The 16,711-nt window shown below is 71.2% G+C and carries 12 protein-coding genes; 5 read left to right on the forward strand and 7 right to left on the reverse strand.

Going from position 1 to position 16,711, the window contains the following annotated elements; translation table 11 throughout:
* Window positions 1-24 precede the first annotated feature (24 nt).
* Window positions 25-1,407 (reverse strand): pitrilysin family protein, encoded by a 1,383-nt coding sequence (locus tag AB0F29_RS35740; RefSeq protein WP_361881366.1) that lies wholly within the window; start codon window positions 1,405-1,407, stop codon window positions 25-27.
* Window positions 1,408-1,662: 255 nt separating this feature from the next.
* Here AB0F29_RS35740 and AB0F29_RS35745 point away from each other — a divergent pair, with 255 nt between their 5' ends.
* The gene (locus tag AB0F29_RS35745) at window positions 1,663-4,119 is read left to right on the forward strand and encodes a DNA topoisomerase IV subunit A (RefSeq protein ID WP_361881369.1); all 2,457 of its coding nucleotides are present in this window, start codon (window positions 1,663-1,665) and stop codon (window positions 4,117-4,119) included.
* A gap of 37 nt (window positions 4,120-4,156) precedes the next feature.
* Here the strand turns inward: AB0F29_RS35745 and AB0F29_RS35750 are convergent, their stop codons facing one another.
* Together AB0F29_RS35750 and AB0F29_RS35755 are read right to left on the reverse strand one after the other, a co-directional pair.
* On the reverse strand, window positions 4,157-5,263 hold the full coding sequence (locus tag AB0F29_RS35750; protein WP_361881372.1) for a GTP-binding protein: 1,107 nt from the start codon (window positions 5,261-5,263) through the stop codon (window positions 4,157-4,159).
* A gap of 23 nt (window positions 5,264-5,286) precedes the next feature.
* Complete coding sequence (locus AB0F29_RS35755; protein ID WP_361881375.1) at window positions 5,287-6,432, reverse strand: citrate synthase/methylcitrate synthase; 1,146 nt, start codon at window positions 6,430-6,432, stop codon at window positions 5,287-5,289.
* A gap of 139 nt (window positions 6,433-6,571) precedes the next feature.
* On the opposite strand from AB0F29_RS35755, the gene AB0F29_RS35760 reads away from it, so the two are divergent.
* Window positions 6,572-7,840: a citrate synthase gene (locus AB0F29_RS35760; RefSeq protein ID WP_361881378.1), complete on the forward strand. Its 1,269-nt coding sequence runs from the start codon at window positions 6,572-6,574 to the stop codon at window positions 7,838-7,840.
* 27 nt (window positions 7,841-7,867) lie between these two features.
* On the opposite strand, the gene AB0F29_RS35765 is transcribed toward AB0F29_RS35760, so the two are convergent.
* Entirely contained in the window at window positions 7,868-8,887 is a 1,020-nt protein-coding gene (locus tag AB0F29_RS35765; RefSeq protein WP_361881380.1) for a LacI family DNA-binding transcriptional regulator, read from the reverse strand.
* Window positions 8,888-9,071: 184 nt separating this feature from the next.
* On the opposite strand from AB0F29_RS35765, the gene AB0F29_RS35770 reads away from it, so the two are divergent.
* Window positions 9,072-10,775, forward strand: coding sequence for a sensor histidine kinase (locus AB0F29_RS35770; protein WP_361881383.1), 1,704 nt, complete (start codon window positions 9,072-9,074; stop codon window positions 10,773-10,775).
* Window positions 10,772-11,446 (forward strand): response regulator, encoded by a 675-nt coding sequence (locus AB0F29_RS35775; RefSeq protein ID WP_361881386.1) that lies wholly within the window; start codon window positions 10,772-10,774, stop codon window positions 11,444-11,446. The genes AB0F29_RS35770 and AB0F29_RS35775 overlap by 4 nt, the downstream gene beginning before the upstream one ends.
* Window positions 11,447-11,486: 40 nt before the next feature.
* On the opposite strand, the gene AB0F29_RS35780 is transcribed toward AB0F29_RS35775, so the two are convergent.
* From AB0F29_RS35780 to AB0F29_RS35790, 3 genes are all read right to left on the reverse strand, one after another.
* Window positions 11,487-13,079, reverse strand: coding sequence for a cation acetate symporter (locus tag AB0F29_RS35780; protein ID WP_361881389.1), 1,593 nt, complete (start codon window positions 13,077-13,079; stop codon window positions 11,487-11,489).
* Window positions 13,076-13,576 carry a DUF485 domain-containing protein gene (locus tag AB0F29_RS35785; RefSeq protein ID WP_361881392.1) on the reverse strand — a complete coding sequence of 167 codons (501 nt, stop codon included), beginning with the start codon at window positions 13,574-13,576 and terminating at the stop codon, window positions 13,076-13,078. Before AB0F29_RS35785 ends, AB0F29_RS35780 begins: the two co-directional genes overlap by 4 nt.
* A 225-nt stretch (window positions 13,577-13,801) precedes the next feature.
* Window positions 13,802-15,928 (reverse strand): DNA topoisomerase IV subunit B, encoded by a 2,127-nt coding sequence (locus AB0F29_RS35790; RefSeq protein ID WP_361881395.1) that lies wholly within the window; start codon window positions 15,926-15,928, stop codon window positions 13,802-13,804.
* Window positions 15,929-16,373: 445 nt separating this feature from the next.
* Here AB0F29_RS35790 and AB0F29_RS35795 point away from each other — a divergent pair, with 445 nt between their 5' ends.
* On the forward strand, window positions 16,374-16,607 hold the full coding sequence (locus AB0F29_RS35795) for a hypothetical protein (protein WP_018957087.1): 234 nt from the start codon (window positions 16,374-16,376) through the stop codon (window positions 16,605-16,607).
* Window positions 16,608-16,711: the final 104 nt, after the last annotated feature.

Here is a 16,711-nt window from a genome sequence, read left to right on the forward strand (position 1 = left end):
CTACTCCAGTCACGGCGGCGTCGCTCACTTGTCCGCCCCCTCGTGCGCGTCGGTGCCTTCGGTGGCTGCCGCGCCCTCGTCGGACCCGTCGGACTCGTCCGCCGGCTCGATGGGCTCGTACACCAGCACCGCCCGGTTGTCGGGGCGCAGGGCCGCCTCGGCCGCCGCGCGCACCTCCTCCGCGGTGACGTCCAGGACACGGCCCACGGCGCTCAGGGCGAGCTGCGGGTCACCGAACAGCACCGCGTAGCGGCACAGTTCGTCGGCGCGGCCGGCCACCGTGCCGAGCCGGTCGAGCCACTCGCGCTCCAACTGCGCCTGGGCCCGCTCCATTTCCTCGGGGGTGGGCCCCTCGGCGGCGAACCGGGCCAGCTCCTCGTCGACCGCGGCCTCGATCGTCTCGACCTCGACGCCGCCGGACGTCTTCACGTCCAGCCAGCCGAGCGAGGGCGCTCCGGCGAGCCGCAGCAGTCCGAAACCGGCCGCCACCGCCGTACGGTCACGGCGGACCAGGCGATTGTGCAGCCGGGAGGACTCGCCGCCGCCCAGCACCGTGAGCGCCAGGTCGGCGGCGTCACAGGCGCGGGTGCCGTCGTGGGGGAGGCGGTAGGCGGCCATCAGCGCGCGCGCCGGGACCTCCTCGTGGACCACTTCGCGCAGCTGCTCGCCGATGGTCCCGGGCAGCGTCCCGTCGCGCGGCGGCTGCTTGCCGTCGTGGGAGGGGATGGAGCCGAAGTACTTCTCGATCCAGGCGAGCGTCTGCTCGGGGTCGATGTCGCCGACGACCGAGATCACCGCGTTGTTGGGCGCGTAGTACGTACGGAAGAACGCGCGGGCGTCCTCCAGCGTGGCCGCGTCCAGGTCGGCCATGGAGCCGATCGGGGTGTGGTGGTACGGGTGGCCCTCGGGGTAGGAGAGGGCGGTCAGCTTCTCGAACGCGGTGCCGTAGGGCACGTTGTCATAACGCTGGCGGCGTTCGTTCTTGACGACGTCGCGCTGGTTCTCCATGGACTCCTCGTCGAGCGCGGCGAGAAGGGAGCCCATCCGGTCGGCCTCCAGCCAGAGCGCCAGCTCCACCTGGTGGGTGGGCATGGTCTCGAAGTAATTGGTCCGCTCGAAGCTGGTCGTCCCGTTGAGCGAGCCGCCGGCCCCCTGGACGAGCTCGAAGTGACCGTTCCCCTTGACCTGACCCGAGCCCTGGAACATCAGGTGCTCGAAAAGGTGAGCCAGACCGGTGCGTCCCTTGACCTCGTGGCGCGAGCCGACGTCGTACCAGAGGCAGACCGCGGCGACCGGGGTCAGATGGTCCTCGGAGAGCACCACACGCAGGCCGTTGGCCAGGCGGTGCTCGGTCGCTGTCAAGCCGCCGGAGCCGGCCTGTGCGGTGGCCGTGTGACCCATGGGCATGTACGTCCCTTCGATCGCGATACTGGACTTCCTGCCAGACCTGCCACTCTAAGCAAGCGCACCGGCACCTGGCGAAGTTCCCGTTCCGTGGATGTTTCCGTCAATGGTGTCGCGGACGCCCCCTCGGCCCGCTTCGGACGGGTCGAGGTCGGCGTTGTCAGTACGGCGGTCCACAATGGACCGCGTCAGTAGCTCGTGTTGTACCGAACAAGCTCAGGTTGTCCGAACAGAATCTGTGAAGGAGTCGCAGCCGCGATGGCCCGCCGTAGCACGAAGACCCCGCCGCCGCCGGACGACTTCGAGGAGAAGATCCTCGACATCGACGTCGTCGACGAAATGCAGGGCTCCTTCCTCGAGTACGCGTACTCGGTGATCTACTCCAGGGCCCTGCCCGACGCCCGCGACGGCATGAAGCCGGTGCACCGCCGCATCGTGTCCCAGATGAACGAGATGGGGCTGCGCCCCGACCGCGGCTATGTGAAGTGCGCCCGCGTCGTCGGCGAGGTGATGGGCAAGCTGCACCCGCACGGCGACGCCTCGATCTACGACGCCCTGGTGCGCATGGCGCAGCCGTTCTCGATGCGCCTCCCCCTGGTCGACGGCCACGGCAACTTCGGCTCCCTCGGCAACGACGACCCGCCGGCCGCCATGCGGTACACCGAGTGCCGGATGGCCGACGCCACCTCGCTGATGACCGAGGCGATCGACGAGGACACCGTCGATTTCCAGTCGAACTACGACGGCCAGGAGCGCGAGCCGGTCGTCCTCCCCGCCGCCTATCCCAACCTCCTGGTCAACGGGGTCTCCGGGATCGCCGTGGGCATGGCCACCAACATGCCTCCGCACAACCTGGGCGAGGTCATCGCGGCCGCCCGGCACCTGATCAAACACCCGGGCGCCGACGTCGAGACGCTGATGCGCTTCGTCCCGGGACCCGACCTGCCCACCGGCGGCCGCATCGTCGGACTGGGCGGCATCAAGGACGCGTACACGGCGGGCCGCGGCACGTTCAAGATCCGTGCCACCGTCGCCGTGGAGAACGTGACGGCCCGCCGCAAGGGCCTCGTCGTCACCGAACTGCCCTTCGCCGTCGGCCCGGAGAAGGTGATCGCCAAGATCAAGGACCTGGTCTCGGCGAAGAAGCTCCAGGGCATCGCCGACGTCAAGGACCTCACCGACCGGGCGCACGGACTGCGTCTGGTCATCGAGGTGAAGAACGGCTTCGTGCCGGAAGCGGTGCTGGAGCAGCTCTACAAGCTGACGCCGATGGAGGAGTCCTTCGGCATCAACAACGTGGCACTGGTCGACGGCCAGCCGCTCACCCTGGGCCTCAAGGAGCTGCTGGAGGTCTATCTGGACCACCGCTTCGAGGTGGTGCGCCGGCGCAGCGAGTTCCGCCGCACCAAGCGCCGCGACCGGCTGCACCTGGTCGAGGGCCTGATCGTCGCCCTGCTCGACATCGACGAGGTCATCCGGATCATCCGGGACAGCGACAACTCCTCGCAGGCGAAGGAGCGTCTGATGGCGCACTTCTCGCTGAGCGAGATCCAGACGCAGTACATCCTGGACACCCCGCTGCGCCGGCTCACCCGTTTCGACCGGATCGAGCTGGAGAGCGAGCGCGACCGGCTCACCGGCGAGATCGACGCTCTGACCGCGATCCTGGAGTCGGACGCGGAGCTGCGCAAGCTGGTCTCCTCGGAGCTGGCCGCCGTGGCGAAGAAGTTCGGCACGGACCGGCGCACGGTGCTGCTGGAGTCGGCCGGTGCGCAGATCGCTGCCGTGCCGCTGGAGGTCGCGGACGACCCGTGCCGGGTGCTGCTCTCCTCGACGGGCCTGCTGGCCCGCACGGCGAACGCGGAGCCGGTCGAGGTCTCCGAGGACGCCCGGCGGACCAAGCACGACGTGATCGTATCGGCGGTGGCGGCGACGGCGCGCGGCGACGTCGGGGCGGTGACCTCCACGGGCCGGATGCTGCGGCTCTCGGTGATCGATCTGCCGCAGTTGCCGGACACGCACGCGGAGCCGAATCTCTCGGGCGGGGCGCAGCTCTCCGAGTTCCTCAGCCTGGAGGCGGACGAGGAGCTGGTCTGCCTGACCACCCTGGACGAGTCCTCGCCGGGCCTCGCGATCGGCACCCTTCAGGGCGTGGTGAAACGCGTCGTGCCGGACTACCCGCCCAACAAGGACGAGTTGGAGGTCATCGCCCTCAAGGACGGTGACCGCGTCGTGGGCGCGACCGAACTGCGCACGGGCGAGGAGGACCTGGTGTTCATCACCTCCGACGCCCAGTTGCTCCGGTACCCGGCGGCGTCGGTACGTCCGCAGGGGCGGGCCGCCGGAGGGATGGCGGGCGTCAAGCTGACGGCCGGGGCCGAGGTGCTGTCGTTCACGGCGGTGGACCCGGCGGCCGAGGCGATCGTGTTCACGGTGGCCGGCTCGCACGGCACGCTGGACGACTCGGTGCTGACGTCCAAGCTCACCCCGTTCGACCAGTATCCGCGCAAGGGCCGGGCCACCGGCGGGGTGCGCTGCCAGCGGTTCCTGAAGGGCGAGGACGTCCTGGTGTTCGCGTGGGCGGGCCCCACCCCGGCACGGGCCGCGCAGAAGAACGGCACCCCGGCGAAGCTGCCGGAGCCGGACCCGAGGCGGGACGGCTCGGGCACTCCGCTGCTGGAGACGGTGGACGTGATCGCGGGACCGCCGCTGTAGGCACCCTCTCCGTACGGCGGGGAGCGGCCCGGGGGTGTTACGCCTCCACGGCCGCTTCCCGTACGTCCACGGGGTCCGTCTCCTGTTGTACGTAGCGGAGCACACCCCACATGGCGCGCTCCACGTCAGCGGCGTCCGCACGCTCGGGCTCGTCCGCGCGGCAGGCGGCGAGTCCGGCCAGCAGCGCTTCGGCGTCGATGCCCGCGCCGATCATGACGAGCTGGGTGAGCCGCTGTTCGCCGCGCGCCCATGGGCGGGGGACGAAGCGCAGGAAGCGGCCCACCGCGTGCAGCGCGTACATGTTGTCCCGGTCGCCGGCGCCGAAGTCCGCGAACCCCTTGATCCGGTAGAGCCCGTCGGGCCGGGAGTCGAGGAACTCCATGAAGCGGCGTGGGTCCATGGGGGCGTCCGAGGTGAAGTCGACACTCTCGTACGCGGCGTGGAGGTGGTCGTCGTGCCCCTCGTGCCCGTGGGTCGCCTGCTCCCGCAGCAGGTCCTCGAAGGTGAGCTGGCGGACCGTGTCCTCGTGGTCCGGTCGCAGAGCCGGGTCGAAGAGGAGCTCGGGGTCGATCCGGCCGTGCACGGCGGAGATCACGGCGGCGGGTCCGCTCAGCTCCGCGACCGTCGCACGCAGCCGCTCCCGGTCGGCCTCCCCCACCCGGTCGGTCTTGTTCAGGACGACGAGGTCGGCGACGACGAGGTGGCGGTCGAGCTCCGGATGCCGCTGACGGGTGCTGTCGAACTCCGCCGCGTCGACGACCTCGACGAGGCCCCCGTACAGAATGTGCGGGTTGTCGCTGGCCAGGAGCATACGGACGAGCTCCTGGGGTTCGGCAAGACCGCTCGCCTCGATGACGATCACGTCCAGTCGGGCGGACGGCCGGGTCAGCGTCTCCAGAAAGGTGTCGAGTTCGCTCGCGTCGACGGCGCAGCAGAGACAGCCGTTGCCCAGCGAGACGGTCGAGCCGACCTGCCCGGAGACGGTCATGGCGTCGATCTCGATGGCCCCGAAGTCGTTGACGATCACGCCGATCCGGGTGCCCGCGCGATTGCGGAGCAGATGGTTCAGGAGCGTGGTCTTGCCGGATCCGAGGAAGCCCGCCAGGACGACGACCGGGATCTGTGGAGTGCGGGGCGGGGGCAACGGGGGCCTTCCTGGGGACGTCGTCAGGGTGCCGGGACCGGCTGCGGCGGGGGTGCGCCGACGTAGCGGGCCGCCGGGCGGATGATCTTCGAGTCCTCCGCCTGCTCCAGGATATTGGCGCTCCAGCCGATCACCCGTGCCGCGCAGAAGGTGGGGGTGAACATCGTGCGCGGCAGCCCGCACAGCTCCATGACCACCCCGGCGTAGAACTCCACGTTGGTGTGCAGTTCCCGGCCCGGCTTGAGCTCGGCGAGAATGGCCTCGACCTGGCGCTCCACCTCCACGGCGAAGTCGACGAGCGGCCCGCCGAAGCCCTGCGCGAGGGACTTGAGCATCCGGGAGCGCGGGTCCTCGGTGCGGTAGACGGGGTGGCCGAAGCCCATGATGCGGCGGCCCGAGAGGACCTGTTCGCGGATCCAGCCGTCGATGCGGTCCGGGGTGCCGATCGCGTCCAGGGTGTCCAGGGCCCGGCTGGGGGCTCCGCCGTGCAGCGGCCCGGAGAGCGCGCCGACCGCCGCGACCAGGCAGGCGGCCAGGTCGGCTCCGGTGGAGGCGACGACCCGGGCGGTGAAGGTGGAGGCGTTGAAGCCGTGGTCGACGGTGGAGATGAGGTACTGCTCGACGGCCCTGGCGTGCTCGGGCTCCGGCTCCGACCCGGTCAGCATGTACAGGTAGTTCGCGGCGTGCGGCAGGTCCTCGCGGGGCTCGACCGGCTGGAGCCCCTGACCCAGGCGGTGGAGGGCGGTGAGGATCGTGGGGACGGCCGCGCAGACGGTGAGCGCGTCCTGGCGCCGCTGCTCGGTCCCGATGTCGTACACGGGGCGGAATCCGGCCGAGGAGCCGAGCAGGGACAGCGCCGTGCGCAGACCGGCGAGGGGGCCGGACACGGCGCCGGCGCGGGCGATGGCGGGCAGCGCGTCGCGCACCTCGGCGGGCAGGGTGCGCAGAGCGGCCGTGCGGGCGGCGAAGTCGGCGGCGGCCGCCCGGTCGGGCAGTTCGCCGTGGACCATCAGGTACCAGACGTCCTCGAAGCCACGGGTCCGCGCGAGCTCGATCGCCGAGTACTGGCGGTAGTGGTAGAAGCCCTCGCGGCCGCGCACGTCGCCGAGGGCGGTGTCGGTGACGACGACGCCGGCGAGACCGCGGGGGACGGCAGGGGTGGTGGTCATGGCTGTTCTCTTTTCGACGCGCGGAACATTGATTCGACTGTCTATGCTTGACTCAAGTTCTGTCAACGTTGATCGAATCAATATATTAAGTGAATCGCTTGGGCTCCTCCATGGATTCAGGATGGATACGGTGGTCGGCATGACGGATCAATCAGCGCCCGACGAGCAGGAGCCGCCGCCCCGGCTCACCACCCGGGAGGCCGCCGAACTGCTGGGCGTGAAGCCGGAGACGGTGTACGCGTACGTCAGCCGGGGCCAGTTGAGCAGCGCGCGGGCCGCCGGGGGGCGGGGCAGCACGTTCGACGCCGACGAGGTCCGGGCGCTGGCCCGGCGCTCGGGGCGCAGGGACGCCTCCCCGGCCGGGGGCGACCTGGCCTTCCGCACGGGCATCACGCTCATCGAGGGCGACCGCTGCTTCTTCCGCGGGGTCGACGCGACGGAGCTGGCCGGGCACTACAGCTACGAGGAGGTCGCCGAGTGGCTGTGGACGGGTGAGCCGAGCCCGGGCGCCCGGTTCACCGCGGCAGCCGGGACCCTCGCGGCGGCTCGCCGGGCGGTCGGCGCGCTGCCCGCGCACAGCGGGTCGACGGACCGGCTGCGGGTGGCGGTGACCGCCGCGGCGGCCACGGATCCGCTGCGGTTCGACCTGTCGCCCGAGGCGGTGCTCAGCAGCGCCCGCAGTCTGATCCCGACGCTGGTGGGCGCCCTGCCGGAGCTCGGCGTCCCGGCGGGCGAAGAGGATTCCCTGGCGCGGGGGCTGTGGTCACGGCTCACCGCGGAGCCGGCCGACGCCCCGTCCCTCGCCGTGCTGGACGCGGCCCTGACCCTCCTGATCGACCACGATCTGGCCGCCTCCACCCTGGCGGCCCGGGTCGCCGCCTCCGCGCGGGCCCACCCGTACGCCGTGGTCTCGGCGGGCCTCGGCGTGCTGGAGGGGCCGCTGCACGGCGCGGCGAGCGGACTGGCGCACCGGATGCTCCGGGAGGCGGTGGACCGGGGCAGCGCGGTCCCCGTGGTCGCCGATCATCTGCGGACCGGGCGGCGGGTGCCGGGCCTGGGCCACCGGCTCTACCGGGGCGAGGACCCGCGGGCGACGGCCCTGTTCGCGCTGCTGGAGGACGTGCCGCAGGCAGCCGGGGCGCTGGCGGCGGCCCGCGAGGTGGTCGGCACGACGGCGCGGCACGCCCCGCTGCACGCCAACATCGACCTGGCCCTGGCCGTCCTGTCCGTCTCCCGGTCCATGCCGGCCGACGCGGGCGAGACGGTGTTCGCGGTGTCCCGCACCGCGGGCTGGATCGCCCACGCGCTGGAGGAGTACGGAGAGCGCCCGCTCCGCATCCGCCCCAGCGGGCAGTACACGGGCCCCAGGCCGCCACAGCCGCTGCCCGGCCTCCGGACGGCCCCCTGAGCCCTGTCAGCGCAAATTAGCTACGGATCAGAGGGAATTCTCGCGCGGCGGCTGCGCGGTGGACCCGCGCACCACCAGCTCCGGCTCGAAGAGCAGCTCGTCCGAGGGGACGGTCCGCCCGCCGATCTGTACCGAGAGCAGCTCCACGGCCGCGCGCCCCATGGCCTCGATGGGCTGGCGGACCGTGGTCAGGGGCGGCTCGGTGCAGTTCATGAAGGCCGAGTCGTCGTAGCCGACGACCGACACGTCTCCGGGCACCGCGAGACCCCGGCGGCGGGCGGCGCGCACGGCGCCCAGCGCGAGCGGGTCGCTCGCGCAGATGATGCCGGTGACGCCCCGGTCCAGCAGCCGCATCGCGGCGGCCTGCCCGCCCTCCAGCGAGAACATCGCGCGGGCCACCCATTCGTCGGGCACGGTCGTGCCCGCTTCCTCGGCCAGCACCCGGGCGGCGGCGAGCTTGCGCTGCGATGGCACGTGGTCGGACGGGCCGAGGACCAGTCCGATGCGCTCGTGACCGAGCGAGACGAGGTGCCGCCAGGCCTGCTCGACGGCGACGGAGTCGTCGCAGGAGACGCCCGGGAAGCCGAGGTGGGCGATGGCCGCGTTGATCAGCACGACGGGGATCTTGCGGTCGGCGAGCACCTTGTAGTGGTCGTGCGGGGCGTCGGCCTGGTGGTAGAGGCCGCCCGCGAAGACCACGCCGGAGACCTGCTGCTGGAGAAGCAGCTCGACGTAGTCGGCCTCGGAGACGCCGCCCTTGGTCTGGGTGCAGAGCACCGGCGTCAGCCCCTGCTGGGCGAGCGCACCGCCGACCACTTCGGCGAACGCCGGGAAGATCGGGTTCTGCAGCTCGGGCAGGACAAGGCCGACCAGCCGGGCCCGTTCGCCGCGCAGCTGGGTCGGGCGCTCGTACCCGAGGACGTCCAGCGCGGAGAGGACGGCCTGCCTGGTGGCGTCGGAAACGCCCGGCTTGCCGTTCAGCACCCGGCTGACCGTCGCCTCGCTGACTCCCACTTTCTGGGCCACTTGAGCAAGTCGTCGCGTCATGTGCGCAAGATTAGCGCAAGAAGTGCAAGTAGATTGCGTTGACGGCGAACTCCTCGGAACCGCTCCAGGAACGCTCACAGAGACAGCGCCGCGAAGCAAGAGGCGCGTACGCCGGAGGCCCGGCCGGCGGGTCCGAAACGCGGCTGATTTCCGCCCCGGCGTCCCGCCCCTTACCGTCTCTACGATGAACGCCCCACCGACCCCCGGCAGGGGAACGCGCCGGTTCGGCTGGCCCCAGCGGGTCTTCTCCCAGGTCCTGCTGATGCAGCTGGCCATCATCACCGGCGTGACCATCCTGGTCACCGGCCTGTTCCTGGCCCCCCTCAGCGACCAGCTGGACGACCAGGCGATGCGCCGCGCCCTCGCCATCGCCCAGAGCACCGCCGCCCAACCGGGGCTCGTGCGGGACCTGACCAGCACGGACCCCTCCGAGCGGGGTCCGGTCCAGTCGGCCGCCGAGCGGGTCAGGCGGGCGACCGGAGCGGAGTACGTCGTCGTCATGAACCAGCGCGGGGTGCGCTGGTCGCACCCCGACACCCACCGGATCGGCGCGATCGTCTCCACCGACCCCGGCGAGGCGCTGCGCGGCCGCGAGGTGATGGAGATCGACAGCGGCACCCTCGGCCGCTCCGCGCGGGGCAAGGTGCCGTTGTTCGGCCCGTCCGGCGACGTGGTCGGCGCGGTGTCGGTGGGCATCGCCTACGACAGCGTCCGTGCCCGGCTCCTCGGGGCGATCCCGGGACTGCTCGCGTACGCGGGCGGAGCCCTGGCCGTCGGGGCGCTCGCGGCATACCTGATCTCCCGACGGCTGCAACGGCAGACCCATGACCTGGCGTTCTCCGATATCTCCGCGCTGCTGACAGAGCGCGAGGCCATGCTGCACGGCATCCGCGAAGGGGTCGTCGCCCTGGACGGGGCCGGCCGCGTCCGGCTGCTGAACGACGAGGCGCAACGGCTGCTGGGCGTGGGCCCCGAGGCGGCGGGCCGGACGCTGGAGGAGGTGCTGGGCGACGGCAGGACCGCGGACGTCCTGGCCGGACGGGTGGTCGGCGACGACCTGCTGGCGGTACGGGGCAGCCGGGTGCTGCTGGCCAACCGGATGCCCACGGACGACGGCGGGGCCGTGGTGACCCTGCGCGACCGGACCGAGCTGGAGAACCTGGGCCGCGAGCTCGACTCCACCACAGGGCTGATCGACGCCCTGCGCGCCCAGGACCACGAGCACGCCAACCGGCTGCACACCCTGCTCGGGCTGCTGGAGCTGGAGATGCACGAGGACGCGATGGAGTTCGTCACGGAGGTGGTGGGCGTACACCGGGCGACGGCCGAGCAGGTCACCGAGAAGGTCCAGGATCCGCTGCTGGCCGCCCTCCTGGTGGGCAAGGCGACGGTAGCGGCCGAGCGCGGCGTGGCACTGCGGCTGGCCCCCGGCACCCTGCTGCCGGACCGGGTGGTCGATCCCCGGGGCCTGGTCACCGTCATGGGCAACCTGGTCGACAACGCCACGGACGCGGCGACCGGATCCGAGGGAGCGCGGATCGAGGTCGGGCTGTGCACGGAGGGACGTACGGTGATCCTGGAGGTGCGCGACAGCGGCCCCGGCGTCCCCCCGGAGCAGCACGCGTCGATCTTCACGGAGGGCTGGTCCACCAAGGAGGTCCCGGCACACGGCAAGCGTGGTCTGGGGCTCGCCCTCGTCCGGAGACTCGCGGAGCGTCAGGGAGGCAGTGTGACGGTGTCCGGGGCGGACGGAGGCGGTGCGGTGTTCACGGTCGTCCTGCCGGAGGCGCTGGCCGAGCCCGGGCCGGGGGCGTCGGCCGAGCCCGCCGCCTCCCCCGACGGTCCGCCGTCCGCCACGTGTCCGGCCACCGCGGGAGGGCAGCCGTGATCCAGGTCCTGATCGTGGACGACGACGTCCGGGTGGCGCAGATCAACGCGGCGTACGTCGCCAAGGTCCCCGGCTTCCATGTGGTCGCGCAGACCCACTCGGCGGCTGCGGCGCTGGAGGCGGTCGAGAAGGTCCCGGTGGACCTGATCCTGCTGGACCACTATCTGCCGGACCGCAACGGCCTCGCCGTCGTACGGGAACTGCGCCGCCTGGGCCGTCAGGTCGACGTGATCATGGTGACGGCCGCCCGGGACGTCGCGACCGTGCAGGACGCGATGCGGCACGGCGCGCTCCAGTACCTGGTGAAGCCGTTCACCTACGCGGGCCTGCGCTCGAAGCTGGAGGCGTACGCGGCGCTGCGCCGGGCGCTCGACGGGGGCGGGGAGGCCGAGCAGGCGCAGGTGGACCGGCTCTTCGGCGCGCTGTGGGCGGCGGACGAGCCCGCCCTCCCCAAGGGCCACTCCCCCACCACGGCCGAGCTCGTCCGAGGGGCTCTGCGCGGAGCCGACAGCCCGCTCTCCGCCCAGGAGATCGCGGACAGCGCGGGGATGAGCCGCCAGACGGCCCAGCGCTATCTGAAGCTGCTGGAACGCACCGGCAAGGTCCGGCTGACGCTGCGCTACGGGGAGACGGGCCGCCCGGAGCACCGGTACGCCTGGTCCGCCGGCTGAGCTGCCCGGGGCACCCTCGCACGCCCTGCGACAGGCCCCCCTACGCCGCCCCGGCCCCGGTCAGCGCCCGGACCTCGGCCTCGGCGTGCTTGGCCTCGTCGGGCGGCTCGGGCGAGGTGACCGTACCGATCCAGCCGGCCAGGAAGCCGAGCGGGATGGAGACCAGGCCCGGGTTCTCCAGTGGGAAGAACTGGAAGTCCACGCCGGGGAACAGGGACGTGGGGCTGCCCGAGACGACGGGTGAGACCAGCACCAGGACGACCGCCGGGACCAGGCCGCCGTACACGGCCCAGACCGCGCCCCTGGTCGTGAAGTCACGCCAGAACAGGGAGTAGAGCAGGGCCGGGAGATTCGCCGACGCGGCCACGGCGAAGGCCAGGCCCACCAGGAAGGCGACGTTGAGGTCCTGGGCGAGCAGCCCGAGGCCGATCGCGACCACGCCGATTCCCGCGGCGGCGACACGCGCCACGGCGACCTCGCCGTGTTTCTTGCGCCCGGGGCGGCGGAGCGAGGCGTAGAGGTCGTGGGCGACGGACGCGGACGAGGCGAGCGTGATGCCCGCGACGACGGCCAGGATGGTGGCGAAGGCGATGGCGGCGACCACGGCGAAGAGAATCGTTCCGCCGGTGGACCCCTCACCGCCGCCGAGATGGAGCGCCAGCAGCGGGACCGCGGTGTTGCCCGCCGCGTTCGAGGCGCGGACCTCGGCGGAGCCGACGAGGGCGGCGGCGCCGAACCCGAGCACGATCGTCATCAGGTAGAAGCTGCCGATCAGGCCGATGGACCAGACGACGGAGCGGCGTGCGGCGCGAGCGGTGGGCACAGTGTAGAAGCGCGACAGGATGTGCGGCAGCCCCGCCGTGCCGAGAACGAGGGCGACGCCCAGGCTGATGAAGTCGAGGCGCGAGGTGAGGTCCCCTCCGTAGCGGAGGCCGGGCGCGAGGAAGTCCTTGCCGTGGCCGCTGCGTTCGGCCGCGGTGGTGAGCAGGTTGTTGACGCTCCCGTGGAAGTGGACCAGGACGAGCACCGTGAGCGCGACGGCCCCGGCCATCAGCAGGACGGCCTTGACGATCTGGATCCAGGTGGTGGCGCGCATGCCGCCGAACGACACGTAGATCACCATGAGCGCGCCGACCCCGACCACCGTCCAGGACCGGGCCGCGTCGCTCGTCCCGCCGAGCAGCAGGGCCACCAGGCTGCCCGCGCCGACCATCTGGGCGACCAGATAGAGCACGGAGACCGTGACGGACGAGGTGCCGACGGCGGTACGCACCGGGCGCTCCGCAAGCCGCGCCGCGACCACGTCGGCCAGGGTGAACCGGCCGCAGTTGCGGACGAGTTCGGCGACGAACAGCAGGACGACCAGCCACGCGACGAGGAAGCCGACCGAGTAGAGCATGCCGTCGTAGCCGAAGAGGGCGATCAGCCCGGAGATCCCGAGGAAGGAGGCCGCCGACATGTAGTCGCCGGCGAGGGCGAAACCGTTCTCCATGGGCGAGAACAGACGCCCGCCGGCGTAGAACTCCTCGGCGGAGCCCTGCCGGTTGCGGCTGACCCAGGTGGTGATGAAGAGCGTCACCGCGATGAACGCGCTGAACAGCAGCAGGGCGAGAGTCTGGTGGTCGCCCCTCAACGTCCGTGCCCTCTCGTCATCCCCCGGCCGAGGCCCCGGGTCATCTCCTGGGTGTCCCAGCGCAGATCGAGCGCCGCCCGGTCCCTGCGCAGCCGCGCGTGCCGCGCGTACGCCCAGGTGAGCAGGAACGTCGTGAGGAACTGGCCGAGACCCGCCACCATCGCGACGTTGACCGCTCCGGCGACCGCGCGGGTCATCAGCTCGGGCGCGGTGGTCGCGGCGACGACGTAGGCGAGATACCAGAGCAGGAAGGCGAGGGCGGCGGGAGCCACGAAGCGGCGGTAGCGGCGGCGCACCTCGCGGAAGGCGGCGCTGCGGTGCACCTCCAGGTAGATGTCGGCCGCGCTGGGCCCGGGGTCCGGCTCCGCCGCAGCGGGCGCGTCGAGCTCCGGGACGCCTGCCGTCCCGTCCCGGCCGCACCGGTCAAAGACCGGTGCGTCGTCCCACGGGTCGTCGAGCCGCACTCCCGCGGCCTCCGGCCCCTCGTCCTTCTCCACCGCTCAACTCCCTTGATCCACGAACCTTTTCGGCCGCATGGCCAACCATGGGCGGTTCGAGAGGATCCCGGGCGCGCCATTCGCCCGGCTTCACCCCTTCAGGTGACGGAAGTCCCGTACGGCTGCGCGAACGCGGGGACCTGGGCCCGGGACTTCGGAAACGCACGCGGCCCCCGCTCCGGCGGTACGGGAGAGGGGGCCGACGCGGGCGCCAGGGGCAGGAGGTCAGGCGTCGATGCGCGAGCGGTCCAGGGTGGCCGCGGAGCTGGTGATGAACTCCTTGCGGGGCGCGACCTCGTTGCCCATCAGCAGGTCGAAGACCTGCTCGGAGGATTCCAGGTCGCCGATGTTGATGCGCCGCAACGTGCGGTGGCGCGGGTCCATCGTCGTCTCCGCCAGCTGATCGGCGTCCATCTCGCCCAGGCCCTTGTAGCGCTGGATCGATTCCTTGATCCGGACGTTCTTGCGCTGGAACTCCAGGAGGGTCTGGCGCAGCTCGCTGTCGGAGTAGGTGTAGACGTACTTGTCCTGGCCCTTCTTGGGCTGGACCAGCTCGATCCGATGCAGCGGCGGGACCGCGGCGAAGACCCGCCCCGCCTCGACCATCGGGCGCATGTAGCGCTGGAAGAGGGTCAGCAGCAGGCAGCGGATGTGGGCGCCGTCGACGTCGGCGTCCACCAGCAGGACGATCTTCCCGTACCGCGCGGCGTCGATGTCGAAGGTCCGCCCGGAGCCGGCTCCTATGACCTGGATGATCGCCCCGCACTCGGCGTTCTTCAGCATGTCCGAGACGGACGACTTCTGTACGTTGAGGATCTTTCCGCGGATCGGCAGCAGCGCCTGGAACTCGCTGTTCCGGGCCAGCTTGGCGGTGCCGAGCGCCGAGTCCCCCTCGACGATGAACAGCTCGCTGCGCTCGACGTCGTCGCTGCGGCAGTCGGCGAGCTTGGCGGGCAGCGAGGAGGACTCCAGGGCCGTCTTGCGGCGCTGGGCGTCCTTGTGCTGCCGGGCGGCGATCCGGGTGCGGGCGGCGGCGACGGCCTTCTCCAGCACCGCCCTGGCCTGGGCCTTGGCGTCCCGCTTCGTCGAGGTCAGGAAGGCTTTGAGCTCCTTGGCGACCACGCCGGCCACGATCCGGTTGGCCGCGGAGGTGCCGAGCACCTCCTTGGTCTGCCCCTCGAACTGCGGCTCGGCGAGCCGTACGGTGACGACGGCGGTGAGCCCTTCGAGGGCGTCGTCCTTGACGACGTCGTCCTCGGCGACCCGCAGCATCTTGGCGGAGCGCAGCGCCTCGTTCACGGTCTTGGTCAGGGAGCGCTCGAACCCGCTGACGTGGGTGCCGCCCTTGGGGGTGGCGATGATGTTCACGAACGACCGTACGGTCGTGTCGTAGCCGGTGCCCCAGCGCAGGGCGATGTCGACGGCCAGCTCGCGGGTGACCTCGGTGGCGGTCATGTGGCCGCGGTCGTCGAGGACGGGCACGGTCTCCTTGAAGGTGCCGGTGCCGCTGAGACGCTGGACGTCGCAGACGGCCTTGTCCTGGGCCAGGTACTCGCAGAACTCGCTGATGCCGCCGTCGAAGCGGAACGTCTCCTCGGTCTTGCCCTCGCCGTCCAGCCCCCGCTCGTCGCGGACGATGATCGTCAGGCCTGGGACGAGGAAGGCCGTCTGGCGGGCGCGCTGGTAGAGCGTTTCCAGGTTGAGCTTGGCGTCCTTGAGGAAGATCTGGCGGTCCGCCCAGTACCGCACCCGGGTACCGGTACGGGTCTTGGGGACGCGCTTGCCCTTGCGCAGGCCGTTGGCCGGGTCGAACGGGCTGTCCGGCCCCTGTTCGGTGAACATGCCGGGGACCCCGCGCCGGAAGCTGATGGAGTGGGTCGCGCTGTTGCGGTCGACCTCGACGTCCAGGCGGGCGGAGAGCGCGTTGACCACGGAGGCGCCGACGCCGTGGAGGCCGCCCGAGGCGGCGTAGGAGCCGCCGCCGAACTTCCCTCCGGCGTGCAGCTTGGTCATGACCACCTCGATGCCGGAGAGACCCGTCTTGGGCTCGACGTCGACCGGGATGCCACGGCCGTTGTCCCGGACCTCGACGGAGGCGTCGTCGTGGAGGATGACCTCGATCTGGTCGCAGTGGCCGCCGAGGGCTTCGTCGACGGAGTTGTCGATGATCTCCCAGAGGCAGTGCATCAGGCCACGGCTGTCGGTGGACCCGATGTACATGCCGGGCCGCTTGCGGACCGCCTCAAGACCTTCGAGGACGAGAAGGTGCCGCGCGGTGTAGTTGGAGCTGTCCCGGTCGCCGCCTGCTCCGGTCAGCATCGCGGTGGACGGCACGGACGTTTCGGCGGTCACGCGGTTCGCTCCTCGCTGAATTTCATCTGGGCCCCCGTGGGTACAGGGCTGGTCTTCGGTTGCCGCTGAGAGCCTACAGAGGCCTGGTAGAGCGGTTGTAACGCCACCCTCGGGGAATCCTCATGCTAGTCGAGCTTCTTCCGGGCTCGCATGGGTGTTCGATCATTCGTTGGAGTGACGTGCACATCACGTTCCCTTCGGCGCATGAACCATTTAGGCTCCGGGCACGTCCTCATGAACAAACCGGCAAGCCGGCCGGCGGGACCGACCCCTAGACAAGCAATGCGAAACCGTAGCGCTCCGCATACGGCACATTCGCCGCCAACCGGCGACAGACAGCCACACCGAGAAGAAGTTTCGAAGAAAAGCCACGAGCGGGAACGTTTTCGGCCTGGTTGGATGTTGACCCTGGTACGACAGCTCGTCGAGCTAGAGAAGAGGCGACGTGACTACTGTTCTGACCCCCGCGAGCCCGCTGACCGCAGCAGACCGCTGTGACCGTTGCGGCGCCCAGGCATATCTGCGCGTCGTCCTGATCAGTGGCGGTGAACTGCTCTTCTGCGCCCACCACGGGCGCAAGTTCGAGCCGGAACTCAAGAAGATCGCCGCGGAAATACAGGATGAGACGGATCGGCTCACCGCCGTGCAGACGGCTGCTGCCGACGAGGAACAACACTGATACCTCGCATCCACGACGAGCCAGGGGCCGGTCCAGGACCGGCCGACGGGCGGCTCCCCCACCGGGGGGAGCCGCCCGTTCTCGTCGGCGAGGCCCCGCGCGGA

The organism is Streptomyces sp. NPDC026589 (assembly GCF_040638385.1).
Classification (GTDB): Bacteria; Actinomycetota; Actinomycetes; order Streptomycetales; family Streptomycetaceae; genus Streptomyces.

Excerpts from the sequence above, each read along its gene's own strand:
- AB0F29_RS35770 (WP_361881383.1), top strand. The coding sequence starts at position 9,072 with ATGAACGCCCCACCGACCCCCGGCAGGGGAACGCGCCGGTTCGGCTGG.
- AB0F29_RS35740 (WP_361881366.1), bottom strand. The coding sequence starts at position 1,407 with ATGCCCATGGGTCACACGGCCACCGCACAGGCCGGCTCCGGCGGCTTG.
- AB0F29_RS35760 (WP_361881378.1), top strand. The coding sequence starts at position 6,572 with ATGACGGATCAATCAGCGCCCGACGAGCAGGAGCCGCCGCCCCGGCTC.
- AB0F29_RS35745 (WP_361881369.1), top strand. The coding sequence starts at position 1,663 with ATGGCCCGCCGTAGCACGAAGACCCCGCCGCCGCCGGACGACTTCGAG.
- AB0F29_RS35755 (WP_361881375.1), bottom strand. The coding sequence starts at position 6,432 with ATGACCACCACCCCTGCCGTCCCCCGCGGTCTCGCCGGCGTCGTCGTC.
- AB0F29_RS35765 (WP_361881380.1), bottom strand. The coding sequence starts at position 8,887 with ATGACGCGACGACTTGCTCAAGTGGCCCAGAAAGTGGGAGTCAGCGAG.